The organism is Klebsiella aerogenes KCTC 2190 (assembly GCF_000215745.1).
GTDB lineage: Bacteria > Pseudomonadota > Gammaproteobacteria > Enterobacterales > Enterobacteriaceae > Klebsiella > Klebsiella aerogenes.
Map to the genome: position 1 here is coordinate 1,044,843 of NC_015663.1, position 15,522 is coordinate 1,060,364.

General features: G+C 56.1%; 15 protein-coding genes. 4 read left to right on the plus strand and 11 right to left on the minus strand.

Annotation, left to right across the window (positions count from 1 at the left end; genetic code table 11):
• Positions 1-28 precede the first annotated feature (28 nt).
• The 3 genes from EAE_RS05190 to ppiA all read right to left on the minus strand — a co-directional run bounded on the left by EAE_RS05190 (position 29) and on the right by ppiA (position 1,464).
• Complete coding sequence (locus EAE_RS05190) at positions 29-631, minus strand: putative adenosine monophosphate-protein transferase Fic (protein ID WP_015369399.1); 603 nt, start codon at positions 629-631, stop codon at positions 29-31.
• On the minus strand, positions 621-788 hold the full coding sequence (locus EAE_RS05195; RefSeq protein WP_015703650.1) for a YhfG family protein: 168 nt from the start codon (positions 786-788) through the stop codon (positions 621-623). Before EAE_RS05195 ends, EAE_RS05190 begins: the two co-directional genes overlap by 11 nt.
• 106 nt (positions 789-894) lie before the next feature.
• Positions 895-1,464: a peptidylprolyl isomerase A gene (ppiA, locus tag EAE_RS05200; protein WP_015369397.1), complete on the minus strand. Its 570-nt coding sequence runs from the start codon at positions 1,462-1,464 to the stop codon at positions 895-897.
• A 277-nt stretch (positions 1,465-1,741) separates the two neighbouring features.
• On the opposite strand from ppiA, the gene tsgA reads away from it, so the two are divergent.
• Entirely contained in the window at positions 1,742-2,920 is a 1,179-nt protein-coding gene (gene tsgA / locus EAE_RS05205; RefSeq protein WP_015369396.1) for an MFS transporter TsgA, read from the plus strand.
• On the opposite strand, the gene EAE_RS05210 is transcribed toward tsgA, so the two are convergent.
• Positions 2,917-4,239 (minus strand): cytosine deaminase, encoded by a 1,323-nt coding sequence (locus EAE_RS05210; RefSeq protein WP_015703651.1) that lies wholly within the window; start codon positions 4,237-4,239, stop codon positions 2,917-2,919. The two genes, tsgA and EAE_RS05210, sit on opposite strands and share 4 nt — an antisense overlap.
• Before the next feature lie 215 nt (positions 4,240-4,454).
• Here EAE_RS05210 and nirB point away from each other — a divergent pair, with 215 nt between their 5' ends.
• From nirB to cysG, 3 genes are all read left to right on the plus strand, one after another.
• Complete coding sequence (gene nirB / locus EAE_RS05215) at positions 4,455-6,998, plus strand: nitrite reductase large subunit NirB (RefSeq protein WP_015369394.1); 2,544 nt, start codon at positions 4,455-4,457, stop codon at positions 6,996-6,998.
• Positions 6,995-7,321: a nitrite reductase small subunit NirD gene (gene nirD / locus EAE_RS05220; protein ID WP_015369393.1), complete on the plus strand. Its 327-nt coding sequence runs from the start codon at positions 6,995-6,997 to the stop codon at positions 7,319-7,321. The genes nirB and nirD overlap by 4 nt, the downstream gene beginning before the upstream one ends.
• A gap of 152 nt (positions 7,322-7,473) precedes the next feature.
• Entirely contained in the window at positions 7,474-8,847 is a 1,374-nt protein-coding gene (cysG, locus tag EAE_RS05225) for a siroheme synthase CysG (RefSeq protein ID WP_015703652.1), read from the plus strand.
• A 68-nt stretch (positions 8,848-8,915) separates the two neighbouring features.
• Here cysG and trpS read toward each other — a convergent pair whose 3' ends face one another.
• The 7 genes from trpS to aroK all read right to left on the minus strand — a co-directional run bounded on the left by trpS (position 8,916) and on the right by aroK (position 15,315).
• On the minus strand, positions 8,916-9,920 hold the full coding sequence (trpS, locus tag EAE_RS05230) for a tryptophan--tRNA ligase (RefSeq protein WP_015369391.1): 1,005 nt from the start codon (positions 9,918-9,920) through the stop codon (positions 8,916-8,918).
• Positions 9,913-10,674 carry a phosphoglycolate phosphatase gene (gene gph / locus EAE_RS05235; protein WP_015703653.1) on the minus strand — a complete coding sequence of 254 codons (762 nt, stop codon included), beginning with the start codon at positions 10,672-10,674 and terminating at the stop codon, positions 9,913-9,915. Before gph ends, trpS begins: the two co-directional genes overlap by 8 nt.
• Entirely contained in the window at positions 10,667-11,344 is a 678-nt protein-coding gene (gene rpe, locus EAE_RS05240; protein WP_015369389.1) for a ribulose-phosphate 3-epimerase, read from the minus strand. Before rpe ends, gph begins: the two co-directional genes overlap by 8 nt.
• A 17-nt stretch (positions 11,345-11,361) precedes the next feature.
• Positions 11,362-12,189 (minus strand): adenine-specific DNA-methyltransferase, encoded by an 828-nt coding sequence (gene dam, locus EAE_RS05245; RefSeq protein WP_015369388.1) that lies wholly within the window; start codon positions 12,187-12,189, stop codon positions 11,362-11,364.
• Positions 12,190-12,268: 79 nt separating this feature from the next.
• Complete coding sequence (damX, locus tag EAE_RS05250; protein ID WP_015703654.1) at positions 12,269-13,561, minus strand: cell division protein DamX; 1,293 nt, start codon at positions 13,559-13,561, stop codon at positions 12,269-12,271.
• A gap of 84 nt (positions 13,562-13,645) precedes the next feature.
• The gene (aroB, locus tag EAE_RS05255; RefSeq protein WP_015369386.1) at positions 13,646-14,740 is read right to left on the minus strand and encodes a 3-dehydroquinate synthase; all 1,095 of its coding nucleotides are present in this window, start codon (positions 14,738-14,740) and stop codon (positions 13,646-13,648) included.
• A 53-nt stretch (positions 14,741-14,793) separates the two neighbouring features.
• Positions 14,794-15,315, minus strand: a complete 522-nt coding sequence (aroK, locus tag EAE_RS05260; RefSeq protein WP_002920267.1) for a shikimate kinase AroK — start codon at positions 15,313-15,315, stop codon at positions 14,794-14,796.
• Positions 15,316-15,522 lie beyond the last annotated feature (207 nt).

Genomic DNA, 15,522 nt, shown 5'->3' on the forward strand with positions numbered 1-15,522 from the left:
GCTCCGGAAAAAACAAAACCGGGCTATTCTACTCAGATTCCCGCGCTTCGCTTACCACTTTACGAAAGATCCGCTCCAGCGGTTCCGGGTCGCCCATTGCGCCCAGCTGGTTAGCCTGGCTCCACGCATCCGGATCGATGCCCCGCCAGTCAAGCAGGTAGCCGGCGTGAATGGCCAACTGTTCGAAGAAGATCCTTTGCGTCAGGCCGTTGCCAAGGCGGAACGGGTGCAGGACATTGATTTCGCCGTAGTACCAGCTCAGTCGCTCGACGAACGTCTCCCGGGGTTGTTCACACAGATAGTCCTCTTCTTCCAGCTTGCGCATCAGCGCGTTGCCCTCTTTCTCTATCCACGCGAAGTGGCAAAACGGCGTATCGCCCTGGTAGATATCGATTTCCCGCAGTTTGCCCGCCCAGTCAAAGAGATCCTGATAAAGTTGCCGGTGAATGGCGCACAGATGCGGTAAGCCGCGGCCGCGTGGGCCCAACGGGATCGTCGCCGCGCGCAGCGAAGTGAATTCCCATGCCGTTTGTTCCAGCCGCTGCGCCTGACGAATACCCAGCCGATTACGCAACACATCCAGCGTCGGATAGAGATAGGGGTCGCGATCGTCGCCATATTTAGCGCTCATGACGCCTCCTCAGCTCGGCAAGACGCGCCAGCGCTTCCTCAGCCGTCAAGGTAACGAGCGGTACCGTCGCGCCTTCAAGGCGTCGGCTGGCCTGAAAATTGGCATTGCGGGTCTGTTCCCAGAGCCGGGATTTTTGTTTATCGGTGAGTAAACGCATGGTCGCCTCCCTTATCGTCCCCTGTGTGCCACAAGTATAAGCAGCAATTTCAGGTTACGCAGAGAGGCAAGCAGGGCGCAGGCGGACCGCCCGCGCCAGAAGAGGATTACGGCAGCACTTTCGCCGAGAGAATAACGACCGGTTTGGACGGAACATTTTGGTATGGGCCGACGTTGTGGGTCGGAACCTGAGAAATTTTGTCGGCGACGTCCATTCCCTTCACCACTTTACCAAATACCGCGTAGCCAAAATCACGCTGCCCGTGGTCGAGGAAAGCGTTATCAGCCACGTTGATGAAGAACTGGCTGGTCGCGCTGTCCTGATCGGCGGTACGCGCCATGGCGATTGTCCCGCGGGTATTACGCAGGCCGTTGTCGGCTTCGTTTTTAATCGGCGGGTTCGGCTGCTTTTGCTGCATCTGCTCGTTAAAGCCACCGCCCTGCACCATAAAGCCTGGGATCACCCGGTGGAAGGTCGTGTTGTTATAGAAACCGCTGTTCACGTACTTCAGGAAGTTATCGACAGAAATCGGCGCCTTCTGGCTATTCAGCTCCAACTCGATGTTGCCAGCAGAAGTGGTCAGCAGTACGTGCGGGTCGCCCTTGGCCGCCATGGCGGGGGAGAATGCTGAAATGGCGAATACGGCAGCCATCGCCGCCAGAGTGGATTTGAGCATGGAAATTCCTTAACGGAGCAGAGTAAAAAGCAAGTGCCTTGATTCTAAAGAGCCTTTGCATAGCGGGCTAGCCTTTTACCTAATTTTACTTAGCTGAAACACTTGTTACGAACTGACTCAGGGGTGAGCAAACATATTAATGTGACAAAGATCACATAAAATCATGCAATAAGCTCTACATTTCAATATAAACGTTTGCCTTCATCACTTGAATGAATAAAATCTGTGCGCCCGGCGCAGCGTCAACGCGCTTTACCTATCTATTCACAGGCCTGTCATGACTAACAGCAATCGTATCAAGCTCACATGGATCAGCTTTTTCTCCTACGCCCTGACCGGCGCGTTGGTGATCGTCACCGGGATGGTGATGGGGAACATCGCGGATTATTTCCATCTGCCGGTGTCCAGTATGAGTAACACCTTTACCTTCCTCAATGCCGGTATTCTGATTTCTATCTTCCTCAATGCCTGGCTGATGGAGATCGTGCCGCTGAAAACCCAGCTGCGCTTCGGCTTTATCCTGATGCTGTTAGCTATCGCCGGACTGATGTTCGGCCACAGCCTGACGCTGTTCTCCGCGTCGATGTTCGTGCTCGGTCTGGTCAGCGGGATCACCATGTCGATCGGTACTTTCCTGATTACCCACATGTATGAAGGCCGCCAGCGCGGCGCGCGTCTGCTGTTCACGGACTCCTTCTTCAGCATGGCAGGGATGATCTTCCCGATGGTCGCCGCCGTTCTGCTAGCGCGCAGCATCGAGTGGTACTGGGTTTACGCCTGTATCGGCCTGGTCTACGTTGCTATTTTCGTGCTGACTTTCGGCTGTGAGTTCCCGGTGCTTGGCAACAAAGCGCTGGCGGAAAACAGCCAGCCGGTAGTGAAAGAGAAATGGGGCATCGGCGTGCTGTTCCTTTCCATCGCCGCGCTGTGCTACATCCTCGGCCAGTTGGGCTTTATCTCCTGGGTACCGGAATATGCCAAAGGCCTCGGCATGAGCCTCGGCGACGCCGGTAAGTTGGTCAGCGATTTCTGGATGTCCTATATGATCGGCATGTGGTCGTTCAGCTTCATCCTGCGCTTCTTCGACCTGCAGCGCATCCTGACCGTGCTGGCGGGCCTGGCGACAGTCCTGATGTATCTGTTCATTAACGGTTCGCCGGAGCATATGCCGTGGTTCATCCTGACCCTTGGCTTCTTCTCCAGCGCCATCTATACCTCGATCATTACTCTGGGCTCGCAGCAGACTAAAGTCGCTTCACCGAAGCTGGTGAACTTCATTCTGACCTGCGGCACTATCGGCACCATGCTGACCTTCGTGGTGACCGGGCCGATCGTCGCGGCCAGCGGCCCGCTGGCCGCGCTGCACACCGCGAACGGCCTCTATGCCGTGGTATTCGTGATGTGTCTGCTCCTTGGCTTCGTTTCCCGCCACCGTCAGAACGCGTCGGCGCACTAAGCCTTAGGCCCCTTTGCTTCGGCAAAGGGGCTATTTTTGGTAAAAAACAACTCCTCGCCACCTTTATCGGTCTGTATCCACGTCTGCGCCAGCTGCGTAGTCGCAATGACCCTTCCCTGACGAATTGACCACCGTACCGGCACCTGGCAGCGTACGGCTTCAAAACCGTTTTCCGCCGGCAAGATCACCAGATTGGCCGGGTTGCCGGTAGCAATGCCGTAATCATTGAGCCCAAAGGTTCTGGCGCTGTTGTGGGTAATCAGCTGCAGACTGTCGTTAATCTGCTGATAGCCCATCAACTGGCAAACGTGTAGCCCCATATGCAGTACCTGTAGCATGTTGCCGGTTCCCAACGGATACCATGGGTCGAACACATCATCGTGGCCAAAACAGACATTAATGCCGGCCGCCATCAGCTCCTTGACCCGCGTCACGCCGCGCCGCTTCGGGTAGTCATCAAAGCGCCCCTGCAGATGAATATTGACCAGCGGGTTGGCGACGAAGTTAATGCCCGAGAGTTTTAACAGGCGGAACAGCCGCGAGGTATAAGCGCCATTGTAGGAGTGCATCGCGGTCGTATGACTCGCGGTCACCCGTGGGCCGATTCCCTCTTTTAATGCCAGCGCGGCGACCGTTTCGACAAAGCGCGACTGTTCATCGTCAATTTCATCACAGTGGATATCCAGCGGACGCTGGTATTTCTGCGCCAGACGGAAAGCGATATGCAGCGATTCCACTCCGTATTCACGAGTAAATTCGAAATGCGGGATCGCCCCAACCACATCGGCGCCCAGCCGTAACGCCTCCTCCAGCAAACTCTCACCATTGGGGTAGGATAAAATCCCTTCCTGGGGGAAGGCGACTATCTGCAAATCGACCCACGGCGCTACCTCTTGTTTGACTTCCAGCATCGCTTTCAGCGCCGTCAGAGACGGGTCAGAAACATCGACATGGGTGCGGACAAACTGGATGCCGTTAGCAATTTGCCAGCGCAGGGTTTTCCACGCACGGGCTTTCACATCCTCATGGCTTAGCAGCGCTTTACGCTCCGCCCAACGCTCAATCCCTTCGAACAACGTTCCGGACTGGTTCCAGTTCGGTTCTCCCGCCGTCTGCGTGGTATCGAGATGAATGTGCGGTTCGATAAACGGCGGGATGGCCAATCCGCCGCGGGCGTTAAGCACTTCGTAGCTCTCGCTGCGCGCCTCTCCCATCGGCGTAATGTCGCCGAATCGCCCTTTATCAATCGCAATCTGCCACAGCCCTTCCTTCTTTGGCAGATGGACGTTCTGAATTAACCACAGTGGCGTTGTCGACATAGTTTGCCCCCCTGAATATTGCTTATTTCTTCCGCTGCCTTTGTACATAAAAAGAACAGAACGGAAAAGCCTGATTTTTCCATCACTTAGAAAAATCATTATAAATCATAAATATACCCATTAAGTGGTAGGTAAGTTCTAAATTGATTTGTATCAATGAGTGTAGTAGCTGAATCGTTAAGGTAGGCGGTAATAGAAAAGAAATCGAGGCAAAAATGAGCAAAGTCAGAATCGCTATTATCGGTAACGGCATGGTCGGCCATCGCTTTATCGAAGAGCTTCTTGATAAGGCGCCTGCCGGACAATTCGACATTACCGTGTTCTGTGAAGAGCCGCGTATCGCCTATGACCGTGTCCACCTGTCGTCTTACTTCTCCCATCACACTGCGGAAGAGCTGTCGCTGGTACGCGAAGGTTTCTATGAGAAACACGGCGTCAAGGTACTGGTCGGCGAACGCGCGATTACCATCAACCGTCAGGAAAAGGTGATCCACTCCAGCGCTGGCCGTACCGTTTTCTACGACAAGCTGATTATGGCGACTGGCTCATACCCGTGGATCCCGCCCATTAAAGGCGCGGAAACCCAGGATTGCTTCGTCTATCGTACTATTGAAGATCTTAACGCCATCGAATCCTGCGCCCGTCGCAGCAAACGCGGCGCGGTGGTCGGCGGCGGTCTGCTCGGCCTGGAAGCGGCTGGCGCGCTGAAAAATCTCGGCGTGGAAACCCACGTGATCGAGTTTGCGCCGATGCTGATGGCCGAGCAGCTCGACCAGATGGGCGGCGAGCAGCTGAAGCGTAAGATTGAAAGCATGGGTGTGAAAGTTCACACCAGCAAAAACACCAAAGAGATCGTTCAGCAGGGCACCGAGGCGCGCAAAACGATGCGCTTCGCCGACGGTAGCGAACTGCAGGTCGATTTCATCGTCTTCTCTACCGGTATCCGTCCGCGCGACAAGCTGGCTACCCAGTGCGGTCTCGCCGTCGCCCAACGCGGCGGCATCATGGTCAACGATAGCTGCCAGACCTCCGATCCGGATATCTACGCTATCGGCGAATGCGCCAGCTGGAATAACCGCGTATACGGTCTTGTCGCCCCGGGCTACAAAATGGCGCAGGTTACCGTTGACCATATCCTCGGCAACGACAATCTGTTCACCGGCGCCGACCTCAGCGCCAAGCTGAAGCTGCTCGGCGTGGACGTTGGCGGTATCGGCGACGCCCACGGGCGCACGCCGGGCGCGCGTAGCTACGTCTATCTCGACGAAAGCAAAGAAGTCTACAAACGGCTCATTGTCAGCGAAGATAACAAAACCCTGCTTGGCGCGGTACTGGTCGGCGACACCAGCGATTACGGCAACCTGCTGCAGCTGGTGCTGAATGCCATCGAGCTGCCGGAAAACCCGGATTCGCTGATCCTCCCGGCCCACGCCGGCAGCGGCAAGCCATCCATCGGCGTGGATAAACTGCCGGACAGCGCGCAGATTTGTTCCTGCTTCGACGTCAGCAAAGGCGACCTGATCGCCGCTATCAATAAAGGCTGCCACACCGTGGCGGCGCTGAAAGCGGAAACCAAAGCCGGAACCGGCTGCGGCGGCTGTATTCCGCTGGTGACGCAGGTGCTCAACGCCGAGCTGGCGAAACAGGGTATCGAAGTGAACAACAATCTGTGTGAGCACTTCGCCTACTCTCGCCAGGAGCTGTTCCACCTGATCCGCGTCGAAGGCATCAAAACCTTCGACGAACTGCTGGAAAAACATGGTCAGGGCTACGGCTGTGAAGTCTGTAAGCCGACCGTCGGTTCCCTGCTGGCCTCCTGCTGGAATGAGTACATCCTCAAACCACAGCACACGCCGCTGCAGGACACCAACGATAACTTCCTCGCCAACATCCAGAAAGATGGCACCTACTCGGTTATCCCGCGCTCCGCAGGCGGCGAAATTACGCCAGAAGGCCTGGTTGCCGTCGGTCGCATCGCGCGCGAATTTAATCTGTATACCAAAATCACCGGCTCCCAGCGTATCGGCCTGTTCGGCGCGCAAAAAGACGATCTGCCGGAAATCTGGCGTCAACTGATTGAAGCCGGCTTCGAAACCGGCCATGCCTACGCCAAAGCGTTACGTATGGCGAAAACCTGCGTCGGCAGTACCTGGTGCCGCTACGGCGTCGGCGATAGCGTCGGCTTCGGCGTAGAACTGGAAAACCGCTATAAAGGTATCCGTACCCCGCACAAAATGAAGTTCGGCGTCTCCGGTTGTACCCGTGAATGCGCGGAAGCGCAGGGTAAAGACGTTGGGATCATCGCCACCGAGAAAGGCTGGAACCTGTACGTGTGCGGTAACGGCGGGATGAAACCACGCCACGCCGATCTGCTGGCCGCGGACCTCGATCGCGATACGCTCATCAAATATCTCGACCGCTTTATGATGTTCTACATCCGCACCGCCGATAAGCTGACCCGTACCGCGCCGTGGCTGGACAACATGGAAGGCGGCATCGACTATCTGCGCAGCGTCATCATCGACGATAAGCTGGGCCTGAACGATCACCTTGAAGAAGAGCTGGCTCGCCTGCGCGCCGCTTTTGCCTGCGAATGGACCGAGACCGTCAATAACCCGGCGGCACAGACGCGCTTCAAACACTTTATCAACAGCGATCAGCGCGACCCGAACGTTCAGGTGGTGCCGGAACGTGACCAGCATCGCCCGGCCACGCCCTATGAGCGCATCCCGGTCACGCTGGTGGAGGAAAACGTATGAGCCAGTGGGTAAACATCTGCAAAATTGACGACATCCTGCCGGCGACCGGCGTCTGTGCGCTGCTGGGGCAACAGCAGGTAGCTATCTTCCGTCCGTACCATGACGACAGAGTGTTCGCCATCAGCAATATCGATCCGTTCTTCAATGCCAGCGTGCTGTCCCGCGGGATTATCGCTGAGCATGACGGCGCGCTGTGGGTTGCCAGCCCGCTGAAAAAGCAGCGCTTCCGCCTCAGCGACGGGCTGTGCATGGAAGATGAGAGCCACTCCATCGCCCACTACGAAGCCCGTGTTAAAGATGGCAAAGTGCAGCTGAAAGCCTGATGCCGCAAGGTTCCCTCCGCGCCGCGGGGGGAACCATATCATCAGCTTATGACCACTAATAAGTAGAGGCGGCAAAATTCATATCTCCGTGATTCCCTCTGCTGCTATGCTACGACCGCACTCCCTTTCCCCCCTTGCCGTGAGGATCTGCCGTGGACCACTTACCTATTTTTTGCCAACTACGCGATCGCGACTGCTTGCTGGTCGGCGGCGGCGATGTCGCTGAACGCAAGGCGCGTCTGTTGCTCGACGCAGGCGCCCGGTTAACGGTGAACTCACGCCAGTTTACTCCGCAGTTTCAGGTGTGGGCCGAGGCGCAAATGCTGACGCTGGCGCAGGGCGATTTCAATCCTGCGCTGCTCGATAACTGCTGGCTGGCGATCGCCGCCACCGACGATGATGTCGTTAATCAGCAGGTCAGCGAGGCCGCTGAATCACGGCGTATTTTCTGCAACGTGGTGGATGCGCCCCGTCAGGCCAGCTTTATCATGCCGTCAATTATCGACCGCTCGCCGCTGATGGTCGCCGTGTCTTCCGGCGGTACCTCCCCGGTGCTGGCGCGCCTGCTGCGTGAAAAGCTCGAATCGCTGCTGCCGCTGCACCTCGGGCAAATCGCCCGCTATGCCGGGCAGTTGCGCTCAAGGGTGAAAAAACAGTTCGCTACCGTCGGCGAGCGCCGCCGCTTCTGGGAAAAGCTGTTTGTTAACGATCGTCTCGCCCAATCGCTGGCGAACGATGATCGTCAGGCCGTTGCCGACACCACGGAACAGTTATTGAATGAGCCGCTGGAACATCGCGGCGAAGTGGTGCTGGTGGGCGCCGGTCCGGGCGATGCCGGGCTGCTCACCCTCAAGGGACTGCAGCAGATCCAGCAGGCCGATGTAGTGGTTTATGACCGACTGGTCTCCGACGACATTATGAACCTGGTGCGCCGTGACGCCGATCGGGTGTTTGTCGGCAAACGTGCAGGCTATCACTGCGTGCCGCAGGAGGAGATTAACCAAATCCTGCTGCGCGAAGCGCAAAGCGGCAAACGTGTTGTACGTCTGAAAGGCGGCGATCCGTTTATTTTTGGCCGCGGCGGCGAAGAGCTGGAGACCCTCTGCGCGGCAGGTATTCCGTTCTCGGTGGTGCCGGGGATCACCGCCGCCTCCGGCTGCTCGGCCTACTCCGGCATTCCGCTCACCCACCGCGATTTCGCCCAGGGCGTACGCCTGATCACCGGCCATCTGAAAACCGGTAGCGATCTCGACTGGCAAAATCTGGCGGCGGAAAAACAGACGCTGGTGTTCTATATGGGGCTAAACCAGGCGGCGGCGATCCGCGAAAAACTGATCGCCCACGGCATGGCGGCGGATATGCCGGCCGCTATCGTCGAAAACGGCACCGCGGTCAACCAGAAGGTCGTCACCGGCACTCTGGATCGGCTGGATATCCTGGCGCAGCAGATGGCCAGCCCGGCGTTGATTATCGTGGGCCGCGTGGTGGCGCTACGCGACAAGCTGAACTGGTTTTCTCACCATTAAGCTAATGCGCTCTGACAAAGACAAAAAAACCGGGATAATCCCGGTTTTTTTACCTTCAGCGAGCCTTATTACGGCTTAGCGACAAAGCCAATCGCTTCATATACCGCTTTCAGAGTCTTAGAAGCGTGCGCGCTGGCCTTCTCGGCGCCCTCTTTCATCACCTGATTAAGGAACGCTTCGTCGTTGCGGAAACGGTGATAGCGCTCCTGCAGCTCGGTCAGCATCCCGGAAACGGCTTCGGCGACTTCACCTTTCAGATGGCCGTACATTTTACCTTCAAAGTGCTGTTCCAGCTCCGGAATGCTCTGGCCGGTGACGGCGGAGAGGATATCCAGCAGGTTGGAAACGCCCGCTTTGTTTTGCACATCGTAACGGACAACCGGCGGCTCGTCGGAATCGGTCACCGCGCGTTTGATCTTCTTAACTACCGATTTCGGGTCTTCCAGCAGGCCAATGACGTTGTTGCGGTTGTCATCGGACTTGGACATCTTCTTGGTCGGTTCCAGCAGCGACATGACGCGCGCGCCGGACTTAGGAATAAACGGCTCAGGCACTTTAAAGATATCGCCATAGATAGCGTTAAAGCGCTGCGCAACGTCGCGGCTCAGCTCAAGATGCTGTTTCTGATCTTCGCCTACCGGTACCTGGTTGGTCTGGTACAGCAGGATGTCAGCGGCCATCAGTACCGGGTAGTCAAACAGACCGGCGTTGATGTTCTCGGCGTAGCGCGCGGACTTGTCCTTAAACTGGGTCATGCGGCTCAGTTCGCCGAAATAGGTGTAGCAGTTGAGCGCCCAGCCCAGCTGTGCGTGTTCCGGCACGTGAGACTGGACGAAAATGGTGCTCTTTTGCGGATCGATACCGCAGGCCAGATACAGCGCCAGCGTATCCAGCGTTGCTTTACGCAGGTTCTGCGGATCCTGACGCACGGTGATCGCGTGCTGGTCAACGATGCAGTAAATACAGTGATAGTCATCCTGCATGTTTACCCATTGACGCAGCGCACCCATATAGTTGCCAATGGTCAATTCACCTGAGGGCTGTGCGCCACTAAAAACGATGGGCTTAGTCATTTTTTAATTCCTGAGTTTCACTGTACGGTAGCCCAAGAGCGGGCAAGAGTTCATTAAATTGGTCAAAGATAAAATCCGGCTCGCTCAGCGCTATCGGCTCGCCGTAGTTATAGCCGAAAGTCAGACCGATAGAGCGGCAACCTGCCGCTTTCGCCGCCTGAATATCATTGCGCGAATCCCCGACGAACAAGAGTTCGGCAGGCGTCAGAGAGAGCTTTTGCGCCACCAGCAGCAGCGGATCCGGATGCGGCTTTTTGTTCTTCACATCGTCGCCGCCGATCACCACGCTAAAGTATTTCGCGATATCCAGCGCCTCGAGCAAGGGCGCCACGAACGGCGTTGGTTTGTTGGTGACCAGCGCCAGCGGCAGGCCTTTGGCATGCAGCGCGCCGAGCGTATCGGCCACCGCCGGGAACAAGAAACTACCTTCTTCCGCCGCTTCGGCGTAATAGCGGTCGAACAGTTTACGCAAAACGCGTAGCTGTTCGTCTTGCGGTATATCATGATCGTCGACGGAAGGTTTCCCCATCGCCGCGCGTAACGTGGCGCGCTCCTGGCGAGCCCAGTTCAGCGCCCGCTCCATCAGGACGTCTGCGCCGTTGCCAATCCAGGTCACGACGCGTTCTTCACCTGCCACCGGCAGTTCCAGCGCGTAAAGCGCGCTATCAACGGCGGCGGTTAAACCCGGCGCGCTATCGACCAGCGTACCGTCCAGGTCGAATGCCACGCCGCGGATGGCCTGTAATTTATCCATGACTAACCTTCGCTAATTCACTACGCATTTGATCAATAACTTTTTTGTAGTCCGGCTGGCCGAAGATCGCCGAACCCGCGACAAACATATCCGCACCGGCGGCGGCAATTTCACCAATATTGCTGGCTTTCACGCCGCCATCGACTTCAAGGCGAATGTCGTAGCCGGATTGATCGATAAGCTGACGCACCTGACGCAGTTTTTCAAGGGTGTGCGGAATAAAGGACTGGCCGCCAAAGCCTGGGTTAACCGACATCAGCAGGATCACATCCAGCTTATCCATAACATAATCGAGGTAACTTAGCGGTGTCGCCGGGTTGAATACCAGCCCCGCTTTACAGCCATGCTCTTTGATAAGCTGCAGGCTGCGGTCGACGTGTTCAGAGGCTTCCGGGTGGAAAGTGATAATGCTGGCGCCGGCTTCGGCAAAATCAGGAATGATGCGGTCGACCGGCTTTACCATCAGGTGCACATCGATCGGCGCGGTAATGCCGTAGTTGCGCAGCGACTTCAGTACCATCGGGCCAATCGTCAGATTCGGCACATAGTGGTTGTCCATGACGTCGAAGTGTACGACATCCGCACCCGCCGCCAGTGCCTTAGCGGTATCCTCGCCCAAACGGGCAAAATCAGCCGACAGAATCGAAGGGGCAATCAAATACTGCTTCATCCGCATCTCCTTGAAATTTATTTGGTCTTCGGTGGACGGTACAGCGCTAAGAGCTCGTCCACCTTTTTACGCGTACCACCATTGCTGCTGATGCTGCGCCGAACCTTCACAATATGCGTTTCCGCCGCGTTTTTATACCACTCCTGCGTCAGCGGCGTGCGGTGGTTTGAGATAAGCACCGGGATCCGCTTTTTCATCAACGATTCCGCCTTTTTCGCCAGCAGTACCTGCTGATCAAGGTTGAAGCTGTTGGTGTGGTAGGCGGTAAAATTCGCCGTCGCCGTCAGCGGCGCGTACGGCGGATCGCAATAGACCACCGCCCGGCTATCGGCGCGCTTCATACACTCTTCATAAGATTCGCAGTAAAACTCGGCGTTCTGCGCCTTGGCGGCGAAGTGATAGAGCTCAGCCTCGGGGAAATAGGGCTTTTTGTAGCGGCCAAACGGCACGTTGAACTCGCCGCGCAGGTTGTAGCGGCACAGGCCGTTGTAGCCATGACGATTCAGATACAGGAACAGCACCGCGCGACGCAGGGGATCCTGACTCTGGTTGAATTCATCACGGTACTGGTAGTAGCGCTCCGCGGCGTTATTTTCCGGCGTAAACATCTCACGTGCCGCGCTGACGTATTCGTCGGTGCGCAATTTGACGATGTTATACAGACCGATCAGATCGCTATTGATATCCGCGAGAATATAACGAGAAAAGTCGGTATTCAGGAATACCGACCCGGCGCCCACGAAGGGCTCAATCAAGCATTCACCTTCCGGCAAATGCTTTTTAATATCGTCAAGCAGGGGGTATTTCCCCCCTGCCCACTTCAGAAAAGCGCGATTCTTTTTCATGCTGCCTAACTAATTACACTTTCTCCGGCTGTGGAGAAATCGCTCCGACAGCATCCTGCGCTTAAGACTACTCGCGGCATTACTTCAGGTCAGCTTGTACCTGGTGCAGCGGTTTTGCCCATGGATTTTTCGCCTGAACATCCGCAGGGAGCGTGGCGACAGCACGTTTCGCTTCATCTTTTGAAGCGTAGATGCCGCTAACCAGCACATACCACGGTTGACCGTTGCGAGTCGTCTCATAGACAACATATTTTTCCAGCTTCTCTTTCTTCGCCCAGTTATTCAGGTTGTTGTAGTTAGAGGAGCTGCTGAGCTGCAACGTATAGTTGCCAGACGGCGCAGACTTCATCGAACCAACATCGCCAGCCGTTTTGCTGCCAGCCGCTGCGGTCGCCGCAGGCGCGGTGGCCGCCGGGGTGGAGGTCGTTGCGGCAGGCGCAGTCGCGGTAGCCGTTGGCGCGGTTGTCGCAGCCGGTTTAGTCTGCGCAGTGGCGACAGGCTTGCTGGCGGTAGCCGCCGGCGCGCTCTCTACGCGCTTAGGTTTGGTTTCAACCGGCGCTTTGGCGGTCGCCTGCGGCTTGCTTTGCGGTTTCGGTTCAATCACCACCTGTTTACGCTCGGCAGGACGCGGCGTGGCGGCCGTCTGGCGTTCGGTCGTTTGACGCGGCGCGGCGCCATTACGCACCGGCGCAACGGTCGCAGGTTCGGTCGGTAAGGTGGAGTTAGCAACGGCGCTATCCAGTTGACCCTGCTGTTGAGTCAGCGCATTGTTCAGGTCGCCCTGAACTTCCACACGCTGCTGGCCCTGCGGCTCGGAGGCGGGTTGACCCTGAGTCGGATTAGAGGCGATCGGCGGCAGAGAAACGTCCTGCGGCTGTTGCTGGTTGGTGTTGCCCGCAGTTTGATCGACCGGCTGCGCAGCATTGTTGTTCTGGTCAGCGGTCATGCTTTGATCGCCTGACAGATTAACGCTCTTCTCACCAGAAGCGGATTCATTGGAAGAAGATGGCGATTTCAGCGCCGAACCCACTCCGACAATCAGCAGCAGGAGTACCAGCACCCCGACGCCCATCATGACATACTGGCGGGAAGCCGGTTTAGCAGGGGCCTTTTTGCGTTTACGCGGGCGGCGTTCAACCTGCTGCTCTTCTTCTGCTTCTTCTTCGGACTCGAGGTCCTCTTCGTACTCTTCTTCATCGCGTTCACGACGGGCTTTGTTCGCGCGCGTCGGACGGCCTTCATCGGCCTCAAGATCGAGATCGTCGAAATTGATCTGCGGATCGGCGTCACGCTCGGAAGACTGACGGGAACGACCAGCACGACGATCGTTGCGATCGGCTTTCATATCGTCTTCTGGTTTGAAATCATCCATTTAACACCCCACTAAAAGGCTTATGCTCACGATTATTGCATGTTGCCCGAAATGATAACGCCGCGCGGACGCGGCTAGACCTTCTTATTGTTGCGCCTGCTGAGTATCAGCAATCGCGCCAAGAACTACATCGTGCGACACTCCGCCGCGGACCTCGCTCTTTCCTATAGCGAGCGGTAATACCAGGCGCATTTCGCCTGCCAGTACCTTTTTATCACGCATCATGTGAGGCAAATACGCTTCTGCAGACATTTCCTGCGGCCCGCGTACCGGCAACCCTGCACGTTGCAACAGCGCAATCATACGCTGCGTATCCTGCGCGCTAAACTGCCCTAAACGCTCGGACGTATGCGCCGCCATGACCATTCCTGCCGCCACAGCTTCGCCATGTAGCCAGTTACCGTAGCCCATTTCAGCTTCGATAGCATGGCCAAATGTATGTCCCAGATTCAGTAAAGCACGTAACCCGGTTTCGCGCTCGTCGGCAGCGACAACTTCGGCTTTTAGCTCACAACAACGGCGAATACAGTACGCCATCGCTGATTCATCCAGCGCCATCAGCGCATCGATGTTGTCTTCAAGCCAGCAGAAGAACTCGCCGTCGAGGATAATGCCGTACTTAATAACCTCAGCCAGGCCGGAGGAGAGCTCACGCTTCGGCAATGTTTTGAGACAATTAAGGTCGACGACCACGGAAACCGGCTGCCAGAAGGCGCCAATCATATTTTTACCGAGGGGATGGTTTACGGCCGTTTTGCCGCCAACCGAAGAGTCCACCTGCGAAAGCAGCGTGGTGGGAACTTGAATAAAACGTACGCCGCGCTGATAGCTCGCCGCGGCAAAACCGGTTAAATCGCCAACCACGCCGCCGCCGAGCGCCACGAGTGTGGTGTCGCGGCCATGTGGTTTTTGCAACAGCGCGGTAAATACCGTATCCATCACCGCCAGGCTTTTATACTGCTCGCCATCCGGCAGGATCACGCTGTCGACATTGACACCCGCTTGCTCCAGTACGGAGCGAACGGTATCAAGATAAAGCGGCGCCAGCGTTTCATTGGTGACCAGCATAACCTGGTCGCCTGATTTCAGTGGCAGAAAAGAAGCTGGATCGTTAAACAAACCAGCCGCGATGGTAATCGGGTAACTACGTTCCCCGAGAGTTACAGTCAGCTTCTCCATAACGCGACGTCCACCTCAGTTGCTTTACTCTGACGCACTTTATTAAGCCAGAATTAGTTGCTTTCCAGCATATGAATAATCTGGTTTGCAACGACTTTCGCGCTTTGATCGTCGGTGCGGATAGTGACATCGGCGATCTCTTCATACAGTGGATTACGTTCATCTGCCAACGCTTCAAGAACTTCACGTGGCGGCGCATCTACTTGTAATAAAGGACGCTTTTTATCGCGCTGCGTACGAGCAAGTTGTTTTTCGATCGTTGTTTCCAGGTAGACCACCACGCCGCGGGCGGAGAGACGGTTACGCGTTTCACGGGATTTTACTGAGCCGCCGCCAGTGGCGAGTACGATTCCCTGTTTTTCCGTCAACTCATTGATGATTTTTTCTTCACGATCGCGGAAGCCTTCTTCGCCTTCGACATCGAAGACCCAGCCGACGTCTGCGCCAGTGCGTTTCTCAATCTCTTGATCAGAATCGTAAAATTCCATGTTGAGCTGTTGGGCTAACTGGCGCCCAATAGTGCTTTTGCCGGCACCCATAGGCCCAACCAGAAAGATATTGCGTTTCTCTGCCATTTTTTCGGTACTACTAAGACTATTCGTTAATGATAAACCCGCTTCGCAGACACCCAGCGCAGCAGGACATGAACTGAAACCTCATATGCAATAGAGCGAGAGTCAGACTAAAAATTATCTCAATACTCCGGCTGGTTTGGCAACAGAATAAAATCGCCGGACATAAAGGGAGGATTGATGTCGTACCCGACTCTCAAATCGGTACCC